The organism is Maribacter sp. 6B07, assembly GCF_002700155.1.
GTDB lineage: Bacteria > Bacteroidota > Bacteroidia > Flavobacteriales > Flavobacteriaceae > Maribacter > Maribacter dokdonensis.
This window is the reverse complement of record NZ_PDUT01000001.1, coordinates 1,547,658-1,566,908: the sequence shown is the minus strand read 5'-3', so window position 1 is coordinate 1,566,908 and position 19,251 is coordinate 1,547,658. Positions and strand designations below refer to the sequence as shown.

The 19,251-nt window shown below is 33.3% G+C and carries 17 protein-coding genes; 9 read left to right on the top strand and 8 right to left on the bottom strand.

Annotation, left to right across the window (positions count from 1 at the left end; translation table 11 throughout):
• Nucleotides 1–14 precede the first annotated feature (14 nt).
• Genes CSC80_RS06505 through CSC80_RS06495 form a run of 3 tightly spaced genes read left to right on the top strand, consistent with a single transcriptional unit; the run spans nt 15 to nt 3,933 of the window.
• Nucleotides 15–1,868 carry a M1 family metallopeptidase gene (locus CSC80_RS06505; RefSeq protein ID WP_099190565.1) on the top strand — a complete coding sequence of 618 codons (1,854 nt, stop codon included), beginning with the start codon at nt 15–17 and terminating at the stop codon, nt 1,866–1,868.
• Between the two features lie 27 nt (nt 1,869–1,895).
• On the top strand, nt 1,896–2,324 hold the full coding sequence (gene rnpA / locus CSC80_RS06500) for a ribonuclease P protein component (protein WP_236973336.1): 429 nt from the start codon (nt 1,896–1,898) through the stop codon (nt 2,322–2,324).
• Nucleotides 2,305–3,933 carry a S41 family peptidase gene (locus CSC80_RS06495; protein ID WP_071340776.1) on the top strand — a complete coding sequence of 543 codons (1,629 nt, stop codon included), beginning with the start codon at nt 2,305–2,307 and terminating at the stop codon, nt 3,931–3,933. Before rnpA ends, CSC80_RS06495 begins: the two co-directional genes overlap by 20 nt.
• A gap of 2 nt (nt 3,934–3,935) precedes the next feature.
• Here CSC80_RS06495 and CSC80_RS06490 read toward each other — a convergent pair whose 3' ends face one another.
• On the bottom strand, nt 3,936–4,811 hold the full coding sequence (locus CSC80_RS06490; protein ID WP_099190563.1) for a DUF1080 domain-containing protein: 876 nt from the start codon (nt 4,809–4,811) through the stop codon (nt 3,936–3,938).
• Between the two features lie 180 nt (nt 4,812–4,991).
• Between CSC80_RS06490 and CSC80_RS06485 the strand changes: the two genes are divergently transcribed.
• Nucleotides 4,992–6,497 carry a peptidase S10 gene (locus CSC80_RS06485; protein WP_099191441.1) on the top strand — a complete coding sequence of 502 codons (1,506 nt, stop codon included), beginning with the start codon at nt 4,992–4,994 and terminating at the stop codon, nt 6,495–6,497.
• 105 nt (nt 6,498–6,602) lie between these two features.
• Here CSC80_RS06485 and CSC80_RS06480 read toward each other — a convergent pair whose 3' ends face one another.
• Both CSC80_RS06480 and CSC80_RS06475 read right to left on the bottom strand, forming a co-directional pair.
• Nucleotides 6,603–7,244, bottom strand: coding sequence for a hypothetical protein (locus CSC80_RS06480; protein ID WP_143751724.1), 642 nt, complete (start codon nt 7,242–7,244; stop codon nt 6,603–6,605).
• Nucleotides 7,245–7,353: 109 nt separating this feature from the next.
• The gene (locus CSC80_RS06475; RefSeq protein ID WP_099190559.1) at nt 7,354–8,547 is read right to left on the bottom strand and encodes an SH3 domain-containing C40 family peptidase; all 1,194 of its coding nucleotides are present in this window, start codon (nt 8,545–8,547) and stop codon (nt 7,354–7,356) included.
• Nucleotides 8,548–8,602: 55 nt separating this feature from the next.
• On the opposite strand from CSC80_RS06475, the gene dcm reads away from it, so the two are divergent.
• The gene (gene dcm, locus CSC80_RS06470; RefSeq protein WP_099190557.1) at nt 8,603–9,832 is read left to right on the top strand and encodes a DNA (cytosine-5-)-methyltransferase; all 1,230 of its coding nucleotides are present in this window, start codon (nt 8,603–8,605) and stop codon (nt 9,830–9,832) included.
• Between the two features lie 160 nt (nt 9,833–9,992).
• A complete protein-coding gene (locus CSC80_RS06465) occupies nt 9,993–10,367 on the top strand; it encodes a hypothetical protein (protein WP_058104594.1) in 375 nt (124 codons plus the stop codon).
• A gap of 47 nt (nt 10,368–10,414) precedes the next feature.
• On the opposite strand, the gene CSC80_RS06460 is transcribed toward CSC80_RS06465, so the two are convergent.
• The gene (locus CSC80_RS06460; RefSeq protein WP_099190555.1) at nt 10,415–10,858 is read right to left on the bottom strand and encodes a GNAT family N-acetyltransferase; all 444 of its coding nucleotides are present in this window, start codon (nt 10,856–10,858) and stop codon (nt 10,415–10,417) included.
• A gap of 109 nt (nt 10,859–10,967) precedes the next feature.
• Nucleotides 10,968–11,399 carry a ribose 5-phosphate isomerase B gene (rpiB, locus tag CSC80_RS06455; protein WP_058105117.1) on the bottom strand — a complete coding sequence of 144 codons (432 nt, stop codon included), beginning with the start codon at nt 11,397–11,399 and terminating at the stop codon, nt 10,968–10,970.
• A 647-nt stretch (nt 11,400–12,046) separates the two neighbouring features.
• Between rpiB and rnr the strand changes: the two genes are divergently transcribed.
• The 3 genes from rnr (at nt 12,047) to CSC80_RS06440 (ending at nt 15,694) form a co-directional block, all read left to right on the top strand.
• On the top strand, nt 12,047–14,239 hold the full coding sequence (gene rnr, locus CSC80_RS06450; protein ID WP_099190553.1) for a ribonuclease R: 2,193 nt from the start codon (nt 12,047–12,049) through the stop codon (nt 14,237–14,239).
• A gap of 90 nt (nt 14,240–14,329) precedes the next feature.
• A complete protein-coding gene (locus CSC80_RS06445) occupies nt 14,330–15,007 on the top strand; it encodes a head GIN domain-containing protein (protein ID WP_099190551.1) in 678 nt (225 codons plus the stop codon).
• Between the two features lie 6 nt (nt 15,008–15,013).
• A complete protein-coding gene (locus CSC80_RS06440) occupies nt 15,014–15,694 on the top strand; it encodes a LysE family transporter (protein ID WP_099190549.1) in 681 nt (226 codons plus the stop codon).
• Between the two features lie 44 nt (nt 15,695–15,738).
• Here CSC80_RS06440 and CSC80_RS06435 read toward each other — a convergent pair whose 3' ends face one another.
• The 3 genes from CSC80_RS06435 to mnmG all read right to left on the bottom strand — a co-directional run bounded on the left by CSC80_RS06435 (nt 15,739) and on the right by mnmG (nt 19,249).
• Nucleotides 15,739–16,245: an OmpH family outer membrane protein gene (locus CSC80_RS06435; protein WP_058104589.1), complete on the bottom strand. Its 507-nt coding sequence runs from the start codon at nt 16,243–16,245 to the stop codon at nt 15,739–15,741.
• A 238-nt stretch (nt 16,246–16,483) separates the two neighbouring features.
• Complete coding sequence (locus CSC80_RS06430; protein WP_099190547.1) at nt 16,484–17,320, bottom strand: class I SAM-dependent methyltransferase; 837 nt, start codon at nt 17,318–17,320, stop codon at nt 16,484–16,486.
• Nucleotides 17,321–17,380: 60 nt separating this feature from the next.
• Entirely contained in the window at nt 17,381–19,249 is a 1,869-nt protein-coding gene (mnmG, locus tag CSC80_RS06425; protein ID WP_099190545.1) for a tRNA uridine-5-carboxymethylaminomethyl(34) synthesis enzyme MnmG, read from the bottom strand.
• Nucleotides 19,250–19,251 lie beyond the last annotated feature (2 nt).

The window sequence follows — 19,251 nt, the reverse complement described above, 5'->3', positions numbered from 1 at the left end:
TATAAATAACTCAGATGACTAAATCATTTTTCACATTTTTTACGGCTTTATGCTCTATGGCAGTATTTGCCCAAAATACTACAAATTACTGGCAACAACATGTAGATTATACCATGGCCGTAGACATGGATGTTGATAATTTTCAGTATACCGGCACACAAAAACTAGTGTATACCAACAACTCTCCAGATGAGCTTAAAAGAGTATATTTTCACTTGTATTTCAATGCCTTTCAACCTGGTAGTGAAATGGATATTCGCCTGCAGAACATTGCCGACCCAGATGGTAGAATGACAACGGCTGATAAGAAAAGTAGAATAGCTTTGCTTGCAGAAAGTGAACAAGGCTATTTACATGCAACTTCTTTGACACAAGATGGTAGCGAAGTTTCTTTTTCTGAAGAAGGTACTATATTGGTGGTTGACCTTGCAAAACCCATTCCTGCAGGTGCCAAGTCTACTTTTAATATGGAATTTAATGGTCAAGTGCCGTTACAGATTAGACGTTCAGGTAGAAATAGCGAAGAAGGTGTTGCCTTATCTATGAGCCAATGGTATCCAAAATTAGCGGAATATGATTTTGAAGGTTGGCATGCCGATCCGTACATAGCTAGAGAGTTTCAAGGTGTTTGGGGAGATTTTGATGTAAAATTGACTATTGATAAAGATTACACCGTTGGTGGAACTGGTTATTTACAAAATGCCGATGAAATAGGGCATGGATATGAAACTCCCGGTACAAAAGTTAAAAAGCAAAAAGGTAAGACCTTAACTTGGCACTTTAAGGCACCAATGGTACATGACTTTATGTGGGCGGCAGATCCAGATTATATTCATGATATACAACAAGTGCCTAACGGTCCTGTGTTACATTTTTTGTATAAGGATGATCCTAAAATATTAGAGAACTGGAAAAATCTTCAGCCTAAGACCATTGAGGCAATGGAGTTCTTCAGTAAGAATATTGGTAAATATCCATACGACCAATACTCTGTTATTCAAGGTGGTGATGGTGGTATGGAATATGCTATGTCAACTTTAATTACGGGTGATCGCAAATTTGGTAGTTTGGTTGGTGTAATGGCTCATGAACTTGCACATTCTTGGTTTCAACATATATTGGCAACAAATGAAAGCAAGCATGAATGGATGGATGAAGGGTTTACTTCGTTCATATCTAAACTTTGTATGAGTGAAATAATGGATTTGGACAAGGAAAATCCGTTCGAGAGCACTTACAAAGGTTATAGAAACTTAGCGTTGTCAGGCAAAGAACAGCCACAAACAACACATGCCGATCGTTATGCACTTAACTTTGCATATGGCATTTCTGCATACAGTAAAGGATCTATTTTCCTTTCTCAGCTAGGTTATGTAATTGGTCAAGATAAATTGATGGAAACAATTCGTACCTATTACGATGAATTTAAATTTAAACATCCAGTCCCAAACGATGTTAAACGTGTTGCAGAAAAAATATCCGGTGTTGAGTTAGATTGGTATTTAACAGATTGGACACAAACTACCAATACTATTGATTACGGTATAAAAACGGTTACCGCTGAAGACAATACTACAAAAGTAACCTTAGAACGTATAGGCTTAATGCCAATGCCTTTAGATATATTGATTGTGTATAATGATGGCAGCAGAGAAACTTTCTATGCTCCTTTACAAATGATGCGCGGTGAAAAGGAAAACCCTTATGAGGGTATTAAAAGAACGGTAATCAAAGATTGGGCTTGGGCTTATCCAACTTATGATTTTGAGATTCAAAAACCAATATCTTCTATTCAAGCCATAGTGATAGACCCTTCTCAATTAATGGCAGATGTTAATTTAGAGAATAATGTTTGGCAAGCAGAATAGTAAGTTCTTGTAAAGTTTAAGATATTTATGCCCCCAACTTGGGGGCAAATTCTTTTTAATGCACTTTTTATAATGGATCAATCCTTCGGAAAAAAGGAAAAACTTAAAAGCAAAATACTCATCACCCAATTATTTGAAGAGGGTAAGGGTATTTCTGTATACCCTTTGAAATTGATTTATTTATCTACGGAAAAGCAAGAGATTTCTATTAAATCAGCAGTCACCGTATCTAAAAGAAATTTTAAGAGCGCAGTGGATCGAAACCGGATCAAGCGCTTACTTAGAGAGAGTTATAGACGTAATAAAGCAGAGGTTTTTAACAATACAGATGCTAACTTTGCGTTTCTATTTTTATACCTTGGTAAGGATATGCCCACCTTTGAGCAGTTAGATCATAAAATGAAGCTCGTTTTAAACAAGTTTAAGCTACAAATTGATGAAAAAAATAGTAAGTAAAAAAGTACTTGTACCCATAATAGCCATTGCCTTTCTCTTCATTGGAAGTAGTTATAAAAGTGATTTTTTCGAAATAGCTAAGCAAATTGAAATTTTTACCACTTTGTTCAAAGAATTGAACATGAACTATGTGGATGAAACCAACCCGGCAGAATTAATGGATACCGCCATTAAAAATATGCTGAATGAATTGGATCCCTATACCAAATTTTTGAACGAACAAGATGTTGAAACGTATCGTATAAACAATGCAGGTGAATATTCTGGTATTGGTGCCATGGTTCGTTCGTTTGATGATAGATTATTAATCATTGAACCACATGAGGGCTACCCGGCAGATAAAGCAGGATTAAAGGCTGGAGACGAGTTAATACAGATCGGGGATATCAAAGTAGCAGATTTTGAAAATAATGCCAGTGAGCTTTTAAAAGGGGCTAACGGATCTACGGTTACCGTTACTTACAAAAGACAAGGCAAATTAAAAACTACCAGCATAACCCGTGAAGGTATAGAGGTAGATGCCGTACCGTTCTTTAAAATGATAGATAATAAGACTGGATACATTGTTCTTGCAAAATTCAATGCGAAAGCTACCGATCAAACTAAAGCGGCATTATTGGACCTTAAAGGAAAAGGTGCCGAAAAAATCATTTTGGATTTAAGGGACAACCCTGGTGGCTTGCTATCTGAAGCTATTAATGTTACCAATTTATTTGTTCCAAAAGGAGAGTTGGTGGTTACCACAAAATCAAAGGTTAAAAAATTCAACCGAGAATACCACACCAACAACCAACCTGTAGATGAAGAAATACCACTGGTTGTTTTAGTAAACGGTAGCAGTGCCTCTGCCAGTGAAATTGTATCTGGTAGTTTACAAGATTTAGACAGAGCAGTGATCATGGGTGCAAGAAGCTTTGGTAAAGGTTTGGTACAACGCCCATTAAAATTAACTTACGGTACACAACTCAAAGTTACCATTTCTAGATATTATACTTCATCTGGTCGTTGCATACAATCATTGGATTATTGGAACAGAGATGAAAGTGGCAATGCCGTTCGTAATACTACGTTCAATGATTTTACTACGCGTAATGGTAGAAAAGTACAAGATGGCGGTGGTATATTGCCAGATATTGAAGTAGCCACTTCTAAAACCAATGATCTAACCTTGGCACTTTTACAGAACAATGTCATTTTTGATTATGCCACAGACTACCATTACACCCACAGTTATGCAGATGTAAACGATTTTAAATTTACAGATGCCGATTTTAATGCTTTTAAAAATTATGTAAAGCAAAGTAGCTTCTCTTTTGAGACTAAGGCGGAACAAGCTATTAAAAAAGCACTCTCAGGCGACGAGAACGACTTTTTAGGGTCAGATGTTAAGGATAGTTACAAAACGTTGCTAGCCAACATTGAAAAAGGCAAACTTAATGCGTTGGATAAATACCAAAGCGAAATTCAAAAGAATTTAGAAGATGAAATAGTAAAGCGCTATTTTTATAGAGATGGCCTGTACCAATATTACTTAAATAATGACGAAGCTATTTTAGCAGCAACAGAACTATTAAGCAATAACTCAAAATACAGTGCTATTTTAAAATAGACCTACTCATAAGTACACGCCCCTTTATCTGAAATTTTATAGTACTCCTTATAGTTCAATGCCTTAGGGTCTGTGCAGCCTTTTAAGTTGCGTATTTTAATATTCTTAAAGTCAATAGGTTGACCCTCGCTTTGCAATGCTATAAATCCTTCTTTTAAAAGTTTACCATCTTGTTTCATCTTAGGATCATAACCGGTTGCCACACCGCCCCCTATTTGTGGTTTTGTGTATTCCAATACTGTTTTACCATTAATAATATGTTTAACCAATGAATCATGATATACAACTAATTCTGCGGTTACCCATTGATCCCCGTAAAAGGTATCCGATATAGAATTTATACAATGCCTTGGGTCTATTCTACCTTCAAAAACTACATCTGTACCTGGTGAGCACATATTACCTGTTGGTCGTTCTACACCTTCTTCCACTCCCGCTAAAAATTGCATTTCAACACTAATAGGCCAATCTTGTTCTTTCAACATAGTTCTTGGGTCTTGTGAATGAAACATGACACCACTATTAAGAATAGTATAATCTGGTGCTCCTTTATACTGCTCTCCAACAAAACGATATTGCATAGTTAAATGAAAATCGGAAAATGGACGATCATAATACAGATGAGAATATCTATTATTAAAATCACCCTCATACTTATCATATCTTACTTTTATGATCTCATCCTCTACCCTAAAGGTATCAGCATAATTATCACCAACTTCATAATGATGTACTTTTGTGGTCCATCCTTTTAAATCATTCCCATTGAACATGGTTTCCCAACCATCATTTAATTGTTGTGAGCTGGCAATACCACATCCGATCACAAAGAATAATGTTGACATCATGGTATGTTGTTTACGTAACGTTGTTTTCATATAGTTGCTATAAAAATTGATATAAAACATTACTATTCTATTTCTAAATATACTCAATGTTAAGTTGTTAGAAATGTAGGTTTCATGAAAATACATTTGATTTTTAATAAGACGATCATACGTAGAAATATTATGCTACTTTTAAAAGAGCTAACAAAACTACTTTTACTACTAAATATCATGAGAAATCTATTCTTTCTTACCGTTTGTTTTATACTAATTCCATCGCTTTATGGACAAAGTTCAAAAAATGAGAAAAATATAAAACCTATACCCCCAACAAAATCTTTTGTTACCAAACACCAAGGGGTTTTTGGCGGTAAAAACATTGAATACACCACTACTGCAAAAGAAACTTACTTGACCAATAAAGAAGGAGATTCTATAGCTACATTTTGGTCTGTTGCCTATACTAAAACCAATATAGGAGATGTTACCAAAAGACCGGTAACCTTTGTCTTCAATGGCGGACCAGGTTCTGCATCAATGTGGTTACATATGGGATTCTTTGGACCCAAGGTTGTAAAAGTAGATTCTGATGCCAAATCAGATGATGGTGCGGCACCTTACCATTTAGTAAATAATGATCATGGTTTATTAGATATTACAGATTTGGTTTTTATAGATCCAGTAGGTACCGGTTACAGCAGATTGGTAGGGAAAGGTGAAGGAAAAGACTTTTACGGGTTAAAAGAAGATGTAAATTCCTTTGCCCAATTTATTAGAAAATGGGTTACCGAAAATGAACGTTGGTTCTCACCTAAGTATTTAGCTGGTGAAAGTTACGGAACAACACGTGCCGCCGCTCTTGGAAAAGCATTAGAAGGTTCTGGACAAAATATGGCGTTAAATGGAATGATTTTAATTTCCCAAGCTTTAGATTATGCAGGCTCAACATCTATATCTAATAACATAACTTCATTCATTACCTATTTACCAAGCATGGCGGCAACAGCATGGTACCATAAAAAAGCGGGGCAAGGCAAAACATTGGAAAGTTTTACAAAGGAATGTAGAGATTTTACATACAATACCTATGTGCCAGCTTTATACAAAGGCAATTCTTTAAGTGATCTAGAAAAGAATAGTTTGGCAGAAAAACTCTCTTATTTTACGGGATTGGATAAAACATATATTCTACAATCTAATTTGAGAATTCTAATGGGGCGTTTTCAGAAGAAACTATTAGAAGATAAAGGTTTGGCAATTGGTAGACTTGACGGAAGATTTATGGGAAATGAAGAGGATAAAGTATCTGAAAAACCACATTTGGGCGATGCAGCCAGTTATCAAATAAGCGCTGCCTATACCGCAAGCTTAAATCATTATTTTGCATCAGAATTAAAGGTAAAAATGGATAGACCGTATATTACTTCTGGTGGAGGTTCTAATTGGAGATGGAGAACGGTACCAGATGGTCAATACTGGGAACCCATGCCTGTTAATACGGCTCCTGACCTAGGTGAAACCATGCGTAGAAATACTGCTATGAAAGTAATGGTAGCCAGCGGATACTATGATTTGATTACTCCGTTTTTTGATGCTGAATATACTTTTGATAGAAACGGAATTGTTAAGGAACGTGTTGAAATGAAGTATTATGAAGCAGGTCATATGATGTACACCCATGAACCAGATCTAATAAAATTAAGTAAAGATATTCGTGAGTTTATAACTAAGAATTAACCTGTTTCTACGATATTATTTATTGGTACCGCCAAAGGGTATAATACCCCGAGGCTAGCCTATAATTTAAAAGTTTGTTTCCTTTGAATGCCTCATGGGCTTGCCTTAAGGTGTTTTAATTTGCTTTGTTAAAACCACATGTTGTCCATTACATTTAAGATTGTAAAAGTGTACAATGTCTTTTACATGTTTTTTCCTGTATTCTTTATTTTGAATTTTTGCCACCAATTCTGGGCAATCGGCAAAGTAATCTGAAGCTGCATTCTTAAAGTTTTTACTAAAGAGCTGATTAGAACCTAAATAGGTTACTTCACCATTTACTCCTTTACTTACATATAGATTTTTTATATCATAGTAATTACCATGCATCATGTTCATTTGCCCATTTGCACCACCTACGAACATTGGAGAAGAATACCCTGTTTGTTCAAGAACATATAGATTAACAGTACCTATCTCCAATTCCCGCACCACATTGAAATAGCCTTTACGGGTTTCTAAATAGATATAGGTAGAGGCTTTTTCCTTATCATTGATTACTACTTGTTCTAGATTATCAAAGTGAAATTTTTCCGCTTTGTCACTTTTGCTTTTTTTGAATTTTACTTGATTACCATTAATGAGCTTAGCAAAACCTGTAAGCTTTTTACCATCTTTAAAATATAAGGTAGCAACATCTTTTTGGGCAATGCCCATATATGACCCTACAAAACAGCTGATTAAAACTAAAAGAAACGTTTTTTTCATGACACGTAATTGATAGATATCTATCATAAAACGGGTACATAATTACTATGTTATACTTTTTCTCTTAAATTCGATGAACCACCTATTTCAGTTTTCAGTAAACTTCCTTTTAATCTTTGATCGGTTGGTTGATTGTCAAATTTTGAAGCAATGGGTCATCTTCATTTAATAATCTTTGAGTTCTTAAATACCTACCTACATTAAAGGCATCATAATTTGGAGATTCTTCATCTACACTACTTATTCTTACCATTTCAGATGAATGTATAAATTGTTTGTCCCCGATCCACATACCTACATGTACAACTTTTTCTGCGGTTGAGTCTGTAGCTTTTCTTCCAAAGAACAATAAATCTCCCTTTTCCAATTTGCTGAAATCTGCTATAGAATCTACTGGCTTACCAGCATGTACTTGTTGAGAAGCATCACGTGGTATAACCATACCGTTTAAAAAATAAATGGTTTTTGTATAACCACTACAATCTACACCTTTTGTAGAAGTACCGCCCCACAAATAAGGAACACCCATTAATGTTTTAGAGGTTTCTATCAGCGAATTTGCCATATAATCCAAACTAGATAACCAAGTCTTATATTCTTGTGCTTCATCTTTTGAAATATAAGCTTGTCTACCATCTGGAAATGCTATTTTAAAATGGCTTTCATCACTACCCACTAATTTTAAAATACTTCCTGCAACAATATCAGATATTCTATTCACTGCATCTATAGAACTATATGCATGCCCATAGGTATTGGTATAAATAATCTTTTCTGATGATTTCCATGCTGTAATCTCAGCGTTGTTCATTAACTGAATTCCACCGGGATCTACCCATGCCAAATACTTATCTGGCGTTTGTATCAAATACCAATCTCCTTCTTTTTTAAGCACATTGACCACTGTACCCAAAGTAGCCTGAGTTGCCAATTCTGCTGAATGTTTAGGGTTACTTCTTAGATTGGCGGCAGAAATGTTTATCACTGCCTTTGTCATACCCTCTAGGTTATCTGCAGGTAATACGTTGACCTCATTGGTAGCCACTATCCCCTTTTCACTTAAAACAGCTTCTAAAGAATCAATTGCCCTGGGTAAATTTGTTTCACCTATTAAAGTAAATCCTGAAGGACCATCTAAAACATCTATATTAAATAACGCAGTTCGTTTATCTGGAGCAAACGTATTCTTAATTTGTTCTATCTCACTGGCAAGAACTTTCTTTTGACCCATACGAACTCCACACGAGTTATTTAAAGTAATCAAAATCAATACAAAAGCCTTTGTTAGCAATATTCTCTTCATCCTTAAACAATTTCTAATAGTAATAGCCTTGTGAAATTATGTAATTTTATCGCAAATGAAGAAACTAAAGGTCATAGAACTTTTTGCAGGTGTAGGTGGATTTCGCTTAGGATTAGAAGATACTGACAATTTTGAGGTAGTTTGGAGCAATCAATTTGAACCCAGCACAAAAATGCAACATGCATCTAAGGTGTACGAAGCTAGGTTTGGATCAAACAACCACCGTAATCAAGACATATCGGAAGTTCCTACAAAAGAAATTCCAGATGCCGATATTTTGGTAGGAGGTTTTCCTTGCCAAGACTATTCGGTAGCAACTACCCTTCACAATTCTAAAGGACTAATTGGTAAAAAAGGAGTGTTATGGTGGAGTATTCACCGTATTTTATCTGAAAAAAAACATCCTCCTAAATACCTGTTTTTAGAAAATGTAGATCGCTTGCTGAAATCTCCTTCTACACAACGTGGTAGAGATTTTGCCATTATGCTAAAAAGTCTTGATGACTTAGGATATGCAGTTGAATGGAGGGTTATTAACGCTGCGGATTATGGAATGCCACAAAGACGAAGACGTATTTTTTTCTTAGGATACCATAAATCTACTCCGCTTTATAAACAATTTAAAAAAGCCGAAGCCGCAGAGTGGATTTTTGAAAAAGGAACTATAGCAACAGCGTTTCCTATTACCAGTACTTCCTCTAAAATGCAATCTTTTGATATTAAAGATAATCTGGTAGCACTGTCAGAAAATTTCAATTTGGGCGAAAAATTATCTCCATTTCAAAATACCGGGGTTTTTATAAAAGGAAAGGTTCATACTACCAAAACAACAGCCAGCTATATTGGAAAAAGAACCGTCTTGGGAGATATTCTACAGAAAGAATCTATTTTAAACGAATTTTACATTCCAGAAGAAGACCATGATAAATGGCACTATTTAAAAGGTGCTAAAAAAGAAACCAGAACTTCAAAATCTGGATTTATATATCATTACAATGAAGGTAGTATGATTTTTCCTGATGCGCTAGATAATGCTTCAAGAACAATCATAACTGGTGAAGGCGGTAAGAGTGCATCACGATTTAAACATGTTATCAACACTAAAAATGGTCTTCGTAGATTAACTCCCGTAGAATTGGAACGTTTAAATATGTTCCCAGATAACCATACATTACTAGAAGGTATTTCTAATACTAAAAGAGCTTTTTTTATGGGTAATGCTTTAGTGGTAGGTGTGGTTAAAAAAATAGGAAAAGTACTATCTGAAAAAATTATGGAAGCATAATTTAAACATGCATATCTAATATTTTAGTGCTCTCTTTTTAATTTTATTCCTCATTTCTATATTTCCATTAATTCCTAAATATTGATGTTGATAAACATAACATATTGTTAATCAACGTTTAAAATTAGGAATTGTCACTTTTTTTATTATCTTATTAGGTATGGTAAAAGTAGAAAAGTCAGAAAACACAGCATTTTTAGAAAAGTCTATACAACATTTAGAAGCCACTGGTTTTGAAAATATTAAGGCTGATATTGAAGGTTATGAAACTCCAAAATCATACGTTAGAAAAGGGAAAGATGACAACGTTACTCCAGACATAGTAGCTATTAAAAACGGTAGAAAATATTATTTCGATATTAGTTTAAAATCACCAAAAACTAGGTTATTAAAATCCAAATGGTTGTTTTTAGATACCTTGAGTAGAATGAACTCTAATCGATTTAGAATTATAACCACCAAAGGTCATTATAAGTTTACGGATAATATGTTAGAAGATATTAACCTAAGCAACAAAACTCCTATCAAAATATAATCACCTTAAAAGAATTATTTTAAATAAGTCCGCTATGAGCGGACTTATTATTTTTTGATCATTGCTATATGAGGTATGCCGTCTTCCAAATAATCTTCTCCTGTTGCGGTAAAACCCAAATCTGAATAAAACTTAGTTAGATATTTTTGAGCGGAAATTTTTATTTCAGTACAATTAAAATGCTCTTTAACCGCCTGTATAGAGGATTGCATAATTATTTTACCATACCCAAATTTTCTATAATCCTCATGAACGGCCACCCTACCAATACTAGCTTGGTCAAAATAAATACCTGGCTTAAATATGCGTGTGTAAGCAACTACTTTGTTATTACTTAGCCCTATTACATGTAATGCCTTATCATCTTTACCATCAATATCTAAATAAACACAATCTTGTTCAACTACAAAAATTTGACTTCGTAACTGCAGCACATTATAAAGTTCTACACTATTAAATTCATTAAAACCTTTTACTTTAATATCTAGCATAAATCTATTCAATTAACTTCTTATGTTTATATCTATTACCATGTAACATATTAATTTTTAGATACTTATAATAACTAATTTAGGTTATCAACATAGTTATAATAACTATTTATTGAATAGGAATCTTTTCAATTCTTCGTTCATGTCTACCCCCATCAAAAGAAGTATTTAAAAAAGTAGATACCATTTCAAGTGCTTGAGGTAGTGCTATGTACCTTGCGGGCAGGCTTAATATATTGGCGTCATTATGTTCTCTTGCCAACTTCGTAATTTCCTTTGTCCAGCATAACGCCGCTCTAACATTTTGTTGTTTATTTGCCGTCATACATGCCCCATTACCACTACCACAGATCAATATTCCAAAATCTACATTACCTTCCTCAACATCTAAAGCAACCGGGTGCGCAAAATCTGGGTAATCAACACTATCCGTACCATCTGTTCCATAATTAATAACTTCTACTTGTAAAGATTTTAGCAAACCTATAATGGCTAACTTATAAGCTGTACCCGCATGGTCATTACCAATAGCAATTTTCATATGCATAATAGTTTAAGGTTAATTATTCAATGTTTATTTGCTGTGGGGTAGTTAATAAACTAAGCTAAAGGTACAATAATCAGGGGTTCACAACAAAAAACAGGGGGTTCACAACAATTGTTACCAACTAAATAATAATAGTTGTTAATTAGTATGTTATAAACGAGTTTACCCATTGCATAAATTGTTTAGAAAAAGTTGCTAAAATATTTGCTTTTTAATGTTGACATCTGCTTACACTTTTAATCTTCTTAACACGAATTTAAATATTAGAAAGTTTTAGCTCATTTTCATCAAAAATCTAATCCTAGTTAACATTAAAATTACATTTAGTTATTAATAAATTCATGTTAATAGCACTTATAAACTGTGTTTAATAACTTCTCAAAATACTGATATTCAATTATAGTTTTATAAAAGTTATTGTCAACAACTATTAGTATCTCATAAAGTCAAGTAATATCTAAATAAGTTATTCTAGATATTAACAAGCTATAATAATCATTAATTTTTAATTTAATTTAAAAGAAAAAATGTCTAATATGATATATATGTTAATAACAACTAGTTTGCTTAACTTTTCAATAAATGGTTGTGTAACAGGTAGTGGATTATAATTCGTAATTTTCCAACAAATTAAAAGTTTAATGTCGAAAAGAAATAAGAAGGCGAAGAATCATAGAAAGAACGAAATTACTAAGGGAATTTTTACCGTTCTTGAAAAGGAACCGAATAAAAGTTTCAACTATAAGCAAATTGCCGCTAAGATAAATATTACCGATGCTCAAGATAGAAATACTCTTATTAAAAGGCTTACGCAGCTAAAAGAGAAAAAAAGAATTCAAGAAGTAGATCGTGGTCAGTTTAAAGTTTTAGAGAATACAAAGACCTATTATGAAGGTACCGTAGATTTAACGGGTAAAGGTCATGCCTATATTGTTGTTGATGGTATGGATGATGACGTGTTTATACCTTCAAATAAATTGAACAAGGCTTTTCATAAAGATAAGGTAGAGGTTTTTATATATCCTAGAAAAAAGAGTAAAAAACTTGAAGGTGAAGTAGTTAGGGTACTTGAAAGGTATAAAACTACTTTTGTGGGTATTGTTGATATGCAGAAAACTTTTGCTTTTGTAAGACCTACAGATTTTAGAATGTATACAGATATCTTTGTTTCAAAGGATAAATTGGCCGATGCAAAAGATGGTGAAAAAGTATTGGTTGAAATTACAGATTGGCCAGATGATGTAGATTCTCCATTTGGTAGAATTTCTCAAGTTTTAGGTGTTCCTGGTGAACACGATACGGAAATTCATTCCATTTTGGCGGAGTACGGTTTGCCCTATTCTTTTCCGGAAGATGTACAAAAGTTTGCAGATGGTTTAGATACCAGTATTAAAGAGGAAGAGATTAGAAAGCGTAAAGATTTACGCAACGTACTTACTTTTACCATAGATCCTAAAGATGCTAAGGATTTTGACGATGCATTGTCGTTTCAAAAATTGGAAAATGGTAATTATGAAATAGGTATTCATATTGCAGATGTATCTCATTACTTACAAAAAGATACCATTTTAGATGATGAAGCTTACGAACGTGCTACCTCGGTATATCTAGTAGATCGTGTAGTGCCTATGTTACCAGAAGTGTTATCTAATAATGCTTGTTCTTTAAGGCCTAATGAAGAAAAATATACATTTTCCGCAATTTTTGAATTGGATGAAAATGCCACTATTAGAAATCAATGGTTTGGTAGAACTGTAATAGATTCAAATGAACGTTTTGCTTATGAAGAAGCGCAACATATTATTGAAACAGGTAGTGGAGAAATACCGGAGGAAATTTCTATAAGAGAAAATGCATATAGGGTCTCTGATGAAGTTGTTGAAGCTACTTTAAAAATGGATGAACTTGCGAAGATCATGCGTGATAAACGTATGGATCAAGGTGCATTATCTTTTGATAAAGTTGAAGTACGTTTTAATCTTGATGAAAATAACGAACCAGTAGGTGTATACTTTAAAGAATCTAAAGATGCCAACAAACTTATAGAAGAGTTTATGCTTTTGGCAAATAGGAAGGTTGCCGAATTTATTGGTAAACAAAAACCTAAAAAAACCTTTGTTTATAGAATTCATGATGATCCAGATCCAGATAAATTAATGGCTTTAAACGGTATTGTTTCAAGATTTGGACACAAATTGGATTTTAAGGATAAAAAGACCATTAGTTCTTCTTTGAACAAATTATTGGAAGATGTTAAAGGTAAAAGAGAGCAAAATATGGTGGATACACTTACCATACGTAGTATGAGCAAGGCTATTTATACCATTGATAATATTGGTCATTATGGATTGGCTTTCGATTATTATACTCACTTTACTTCCCCTATTCGTAGATATCCAGATGTAATGGTGCATAGGTTATTACAGCATTATTTAGATGGTGGTAAATCTGCAAATGCGGAAGAATTTGAAAAGAAATGTAAGCATTCTTCCGATATGGAATATTTAGCATCAAGTGCTGAGAGAGATTCTATTAAGTATATGCAGATCAAATTTATGCAAGACCATAAAGATGAGGAATTTAGAGGTGTTATAAGTGGTGTTACCGAATGGGGAATATATGTTGAAATTATTTCCAATAAATGTGAAGGTATGATTCGTATAAGGGACATCAAGGGAGATTATTTTATCTTTGATGAGAGAGAATACGCAATTATTGGTGAACGTACCAAGAAAAAATATACCTTAGGTGATGAAGTAACCGTTATGGTTAAGAATACGGACCTAATAAAAAGACATTTAGATTTTGCTTTAATTCCAGAGGACACTAAATAATTTGGAATAGATTTTGGTATTCATTGGCAGAATTGATAAAATGTATTGGACTTAATCAATATATTTTATTTAAAAATTACATAAATAGGAATGAAACAAGTTTTATTAATAATGTTTCTCTTTGGATGTTTTATGGTCAATGGCCAAGATGTCAAAATAACTCAAAGTATAGAGCCTTTTAAAGAAGTAAAAGGATTTGATGGTCTATCTATAAATCTTATTAAATCATCTGAAAATAAGGTGGTTATTTCTGGAGAGAATACGGATAAAGTTGCTGTTGTTAATAATGATGGTATCTTAAAAATAAGAATGCAGATTGGTAAAATCTTTAGTGGTTATAAAACCTTCGTAGATTTACATTATGCTCAAGATATATTGATTATAGATGTTAATGAAGATGCAAGAATAGTTACGGAGCAAATGATTGAGCAAGATGTAATGGAATTAAAAGCTCAAGAAGGTGGTGAGCTGGTGGTGAATGCAATAGTTGAACAAATGTTGATCAAATCCGTTTCTGGCGGAATTATAAAAACCAACGGTTCTTCAAACGTACAAGATGTGCAAATAAATACTGGTGGAGTCTATGAAGGTAAATCTTTTGAGACAAACTTTTCTACGATAAATGTAAACGCCGGTTCTCGTGCGGAAATTAATGCTAGAGACTATGTAAAGGCTACCGTAAAAGCAGGTGGTGAGGTATTGGTTTATGGTAATCCTAAAAAATTAGAAGAAAAGACCGTTTTTGGCGGTACTATAACTAGAATGTAATAGGTAATGTTAGAAGATATTCAAGCGGCAGTTCCTTTAGGATTTTTTCTAAGTTTTATGGTAGGTCCGGTGTTTTTTGTCCTTTTACAAACTAGTGCGGTTAAGGGTTTTAGAGCAGCAATTACCTTTGATTTAGGCGTTTTATTTGCTGATGTTCTATTTATTTTAGTGGCTTATTTTAGTAGTTTTCAGTTACTTGAAAATTTAAGTAATCAACCAGGACTTTATGTTTTTGGTGGTGTTATTTTATTGGTATATGGTTTGGTAACGTTTTTTAGAACTGAAAAGAAAGAAATTCCTATAGAGTCCAAAAAGATTAGAAAATCAGATTTTTTCGGTCTTTTTATAAAAGGCTTTTTATTGAATTTTATCAATATTGGTGTGCTGGTATTTTGGCTTGGTATAATTATAATAGTAGGCCCTAGTTTAGATAATCAACCCAATAGGTTTTTTACTTTTTTTGCAACCGTATTACTCTCCTATTTTGTGACCGATGTTTTCAAAATTTTATTGGCTAAACAATTAAAAAGAAAATTAACCCCAGAAAGAATTGTTTTGGTGAAGAAAGTAATAGGAATTATTCTCATAATTTGTGGAGTTGTTCTAGTAGTTAAAGGCTTTTTACCCAAGGATCAATTTAATTTGGAACATGAATTAGAACGTTTTGAAACTAGTTTAATAGAATAAAAAAAGCCGGTAAACCCGGCTTTTTTTAAAATAGAAATCTAATTTTATTTCTTGTATTTATCATTTAAGATTTTAACAATCTCATCGGTAAGATCATTTGCTTCTGTACCATAAAGAACACTACCACCATCTCCTCCGCCTAAGATATAAGAGTAGCCGTTTGTTTTTCCGTATGCTTTAATTTCTTCTTTTACTTTAGAGACAATACTATCCATTTCAGTTTGTCCTTCCATTTGTAATTGCTGGTCTTGTTGTTGTAATTGCTGACCAATAATTTGTCCCTTTTGTTGCATAGCGGCATATTCTTCTTGTGCTTTAGATTGAGACATGGATTGTGCTTTAGTCTGAAAAGCTTGAGCTTCCATTTGAAATGCTTGCGATATGCTATCTCTTTTTTTTGCTAAAGCATCTGCCTTAACTTTGAATTTAGATTCAACATCAATTTTTTGTTGATACTCATCCATTAATTTAACGTTATCTACGTATCCAATTTTTTCTTGTTGGCAAGATGCTAATAATACAATAGCAAAAATTACAATTATGTTTTTCATTTTTTCATTTTTATGAGATGCAAAAGTAATAAAGCTTTTAGAAGGATTTTGTTTTTAAATTGATATTAATAATTTGATTTTTATAAATATAAGAATTACTTATTCTTTTTTAATTTTTTATAGTTACAACTTATAATATTGACCTATTTTTAGGAGGCTTTACTACGTTTAAATTTATTTAAGGTTATTTGGTATCACTTGGTGATTAAAATACTTTAAATCGCTTTAAATTGATAAATTATGCTTTTTGAAGTACATATATAAGTGAAGAATACTCTCCTGTACGTTTAGCTTTTAAATTTGAGATCATTCCCCTATAGAATGCTTTAAGGTAGTTGGATTTTCCAGTTTTATATTTTTCTGATAATAACGAAACGTAATAGGAATCAAAATACATTGGTAATGTTCTTACCACTTTTAAATTATGCTTTTCGAATATTGTTGAAATTGATTTTTTGGAAAAATGCCATAGATGTCTAGGTGTATCATATGCTGCCCAATATTCTTTATAGTAATTAGCATCGTAAGATTTATAATTTGGCACTGCTATGATTAAGGTACCGTCAGTATCTAATAGACTGGATATTTTGGTTATAGTTCCATTTAAATCTTTAAGATGTTCTAGTACATGCCATAATGTTATTATTTTAAATTGACTTGATTTTACTTCTTCTATAAATTTGTATGTTGTAATATTTTTCTTACTTGATTTATTTCTAGCTTCATCATTTATTTCTACACCAAGGGTATTCCAATTATTTTTTCTAGCGGTTATTAGAAATTCTCCAGTTCCGCAACCTATATCTAATATGGTTTTACTTGTATTAGCATACTTGTTTATGAGTTCTAGTTTACGTTTTAGGGCAATTTTTTTTACTGTTTGATATACCTTTTCAAGCAAGGTTTTTGCTTCATCTGTGTGTGATATATAATTATTAGATTCATAATAGTTGGATAGATTTTCGGGTATTGGTTGAGTAACCAACATATCGGTTTCTGTTAAATATTCAAGTCGAAACTTTTCCTTAGTAACTAAATGGTCCGTAGTTTCTAGATAGAATTTATTGCTATTCATACTGTGATGTTGGATTTAGGTAGTGAACATTTTTAGTTGTTCCACGTGGAACAATTTGCCCTACCTTCTGAGAAAAACTAAAAGTACACTGATATCACTTGGGGTCACCCCACTTATTCTTGATGCTTGAGAAATGGTTACCGGTTGAATTTTAGTTAGTTTTTCCCTTGCTTCAAATGATAAAGATTTTAGTTTAGTATAGTCGAAATTTTCAGGAATTTTAACGGCTTCCAATCTATGAAGTTTATCAGCGTTTAGTTTTTCCTTTGCGATATAACCAGAATATTTTATCTGTATTTCTGCCTGTTCCAAAATTTCATTATCAAAATTGTTTTCTTCAACAAAGGTAGATACATCCTTCAATTGCAACATGTGATCCATAGTTACATTTGGTCTTGAAAATGCTTTATACATTTTATCTGATTGTTTTACTAAGGCAGAATCTACACTAGAAAGTATAGGATTTATGTCTTTTGGTAAAACACTGGTTTCTTTGAAAAATTGAACTAATGATTCTGATTGTGCTAATTTCTCTTCCATTCTTTTCATTCGTGAGTCCGTAGCTAATCCAATAGAATGACTTAAGGGAGTAAGACGTAAATCAGCATTATCTTGTCTTAATAATGTTCTATATTCTGCGCGGGAAGTAAACATTCTATAAGGTTCCTCTGTTCCTTTTGTGATTAGATCATCTATTAAAACACCAATATAAGCTTCATCTCTTTTTAGTATTAATGGTTCTTGTTCTTTAATTTTAAGATGTGCATTAATACCAGCCATCAATCCTTGGGAAGCAGCTTCTTCATAACCTGTGGTTCCGTTAATTTGACCAGCAAAATATAAATTATCAACTAGCTTTGTTTCTAGTGTATGTTTTAATTGTGTTGGCGGAAAGTAATCATATTCTATGGCGTAACCTGGTCTAAAGAATTTTACGTTTTCAAAACCTACGACTGAGCGCAATGCTTTAAATTGAACATCCTCCGGTAATGAAGTTGAAAATCCGTTTACATAGACTTCTACGGTTTCCCATCCTTCTGGTTCAATAAACATTTGATGACTATCTTTATCAGCAAACCTGTTTATCTTATCTTCTATAGATGGGCAATATCTCGGTCCTAAACTTTTAATTCTTCCATTAAACATGGGTGATCTATCAAAACCTTCTCTTAGCAAATCATGAACCAAAGCACTTGTGTGAGTCATAAAACAATCACGTTGTTGCGCTAAGGGTTTTGTTTGGGAGTATGAAAATTTCTCTGGAATGGCATCTCCTGGTTGAACGATCATTTTTGAATAGTCTAATGATCTTCCATCAACTCTTGGTGGAGTTCCGGTTTTCATTCTACCACTTTCAAATCCTAATGCTACAAGTTGTTCTGTAATGCCAGTAGCTGCTTTTTCTCCTGCCCTACCTCCACCAAATTGCTTTTCACCAATATGAATTAAACCATTTAAGAAGGTTCCATTAGTTAAAACAACTGCTTTTGATTTTATCTCAATACCTAGGGAAGTTTTAACTCCGGCAATTTTATTGTTTTCAACTAATAGTCCAGAAACCATTTCTTGGTAGAAATCAACATTTGGAGTACGTTCTAACATTAAACGCCATTCCTCTGCAAATCGCATTCGGTCGTTTTGAGTTCTTGGACTCCACATTGCAGGTCCTTTGGATTTGTTCAGCATTTTAAATTGTATTGCAGATTTGTCAGAGACTATACCACTATAGCCTCCGAGTGCATCAATCTCTCTTACAATTTGTCCTTTTGCAATACCTCCCATTGCTGGGTTGCAAGACATTTGACCAATGTTTTGCAAATTCATGGTTACTAATAGGGTTTTAGAACCCAAGTTTGCAGCTGCTGCTGCCGCTTCTGCACCGGCGTGTCCTCCGCCAACTACAATTACATCATATTCTTCTCCAAACATAC

What these genes read in the sequence shown, in the direction of transcription:
- mnmG (WP_099190545.1), bottom strand. Translation starts at nt 19,249, where the DNA reads ATGTTTGGAGAAGAATATGATGTAATTGTAGTTGGCGGAGGACACGCC.
- CSC80_RS06490 (WP_099190563.1), bottom strand. Translation starts at nt 4,811, where the DNA reads ATGAAAACAACGTTACGTAAACAACATACCATGATGTCAACATTATTC.
- dcm (WP_099190557.1), top strand. Translation starts at nt 8,603, where the DNA reads ATGAAGAAACTAAAGGTCATAGAACTTTTTGCAGGTGTAGGTGGATTT.
- CSC80_RS06430 (WP_099190547.1), bottom strand. Translation starts at nt 17,320, where the DNA reads ATGAATAGCAATAAATTCTATCTAGAAACTACGGACCATTTAGTTACT.
- CSC80_RS06495 (WP_071340776.1), top strand. Translation starts at nt 2,305, where the DNA reads ATGAAAAAAATAGTAAGTAAAAAAGTACTTGTACCCATAATAGCCATT.
- rnr (WP_099190553.1), top strand. Translation starts at nt 12,047, where the DNA reads ATGTCGAAAAGAAATAAGAAGGCGAAGAATCATAGAAAGAACGAAATT.
- rpiB (WP_058105117.1), bottom strand. Translation starts at nt 11,399, where the DNA reads ATGAAAATTGCTATTGGTAATGACCATGCGGGTACAGCTTATAAGTTA.
- CSC80_RS06505 (WP_099190565.1), top strand. Translation starts at nt 15, where the DNA reads ATGACTAAATCATTTTTCACATTTTTTACGGCTTTATGCTCTATGGCA.
- CSC80_RS06465 (WP_058104594.1), top strand. Translation starts at nt 9,993, where the DNA reads ATGGTAAAAGTAGAAAAGTCAGAAAACACAGCATTTTTAGAAAAGTCT.
- CSC80_RS06445 (WP_099190551.1), top strand. Translation starts at nt 14,330, where the DNA reads ATGAAACAAGTTTTATTAATAATGTTTCTCTTTGGATGTTTTATGGTC.
- CSC80_RS06440 (WP_099190549.1), top strand. Translation starts at nt 15,014, where the DNA reads ATGTTAGAAGATATTCAAGCGGCAGTTCCTTTAGGATTTTTTCTAAGT.
- CSC80_RS06475 (WP_099190559.1), bottom strand. Translation starts at nt 8,547, where the DNA reads ATGAAGAGAATATTGCTAACAAAGGCTTTTGTATTGATTTTGATTACT.
- CSC80_RS06485 (WP_099191441.1), top strand. Translation starts at nt 4,992, where the DNA reads ATGAGAAATCTATTCTTTCTTACCGTTTGTTTTATACTAATTCCATCG.
- rnpA (WP_236973336.1), top strand. Translation starts at nt 1,896, where the DNA reads ATGCCCCCAACTTGGGGGCAAATTCTTTTTAATGCACTTTTTATAATG.
- CSC80_RS06435 (WP_058104589.1), bottom strand. Translation starts at nt 16,245, where the DNA reads ATGAAAAACATAATTGTAATTTTTGCTATTGTATTATTAGCATCTTGC.
- CSC80_RS06460 (WP_099190555.1), bottom strand. Translation starts at nt 10,858, where the DNA reads ATGCTAGATATTAAAGTAAAAGGTTTTAATGAATTTAATAGTGTAGAA.
- CSC80_RS06480 (WP_143751724.1), bottom strand. Translation starts at nt 7,244, where the DNA reads ATGAAAAAAACGTTTCTTTTAGTTTTAATCAGCTGTTTTGTAGGGTCA.